Below are 1,084 nucleotides of genomic sequence, written 5' to 3'. Positions count from 1 at the left end.
TTCAATACATTCAAGATCGATTTGATGATCAGATTTAGGTGTGATCATATACTGTTTTTTAACAGCAGATATTTAGCCATAATGAATGGATTAAGCCTTTTGGACCATATTTCAGTTATTCGAGACCCTCGCCAAGCTTGGAAAATAGAGCACACGCTAACCGACATTATCTTCTTAACAATTGCAGCAGTGATTGCTGGTGCTGAAGGTTGGGAGGATATTGAAGATTTTGGTGAAGATAACTTGGAATGGCTTAGGCAGTATGGTGATTTCAAACAAGGCATACCAGTACACGATACCATTGCCCGAGTTATCAATCTTATTTCCGCCAAGCAACTGCAACGATGCTTTACTGCGTGGATGAAAGACTGTCATGAGACGACAGAGGGTGAAGTGATTGCTATCGACGGCAAAACTCTCAGAGGCACATACAACAAAGACAAGCGTTGTGGTGCAATCCATATGGTTAGTGCCTTTAGTGCAGCAAACCAAGTTGTACTAGGACAAGTGAAGACTGCGGATAAAAGCAATGAAATAAAAGCGATCCCTGAACTGCTTGAAATGCTTTCCTTGCGAGGTTGTTTAGTGACTATTGATGCTATGGGATGCCAGAAGGATATAGCTGAAAAGATAGTCGCTCAAGATGCAGATTATCTCTTAGCGGTAAAAGGTAATCAAAAACGATTGGAGCAAGCGATTAGCCAAGTGTTTAATTCTAGTATGATTAATAGTTTTGAAGGTGATAAATACGTCACTCAAGAGAAAGGGCATGGTCGTACAGAAACGCGTTTGAGTATGGTTGTTCACAATACAGATTTCTTAGGCTATATAGCGTTTGATTGGGCTGAACTCTCCACAATTGGTATGGTCGTTTCAATTCGTCAAGAAGGTGATAAGCCAGCAGAAACAATGCAAATCAAGCACTACATAAGCTCAGCAAAACTAACGGCTAAAGCTTTACTAGAGAGCACGCGAGCACATTGGAGCATTGAAAATCAGATGCACTGGCGATTAGACGTTGGTTTTAAAGAAGATGAATGTCGGATACGTCGAGAGCAAGCCGGTGAGAATTTAGCAGTTATAA

Annotated in this window: 1 protein-coding gene; it reads left to right on the top strand. The window is 41.0% G+C overall.

Going from position 1 to position 1,084, the window contains the following annotated elements; all coding sequences use genetic code 11:
- Positions 1 to 81: 81 nt before the first annotated feature.
- A partial coding sequence (locus AB4384_RS23525) for an ISAs1 family transposase (RefSeq protein ID WP_372130195.1) occupies positions 82 to 1,084 on the top strand: 1,003 nt, incomplete at its 3' end.

Source organism: Vibrio sp. 10N.261.51.A4, assembly GCF_041471945.1.
In the GTDB taxonomy this organism is placed as follows: Bacteria; Pseudomonadota; Gammaproteobacteria; order Enterobacterales; family Vibrionaceae; genus Vibrio; species Vibrio crassostreae_C.
Note: the sequence above shows the minus strand (reverse complement) of the source record. Positions and strands in the feature narration are given on the sequence as shown.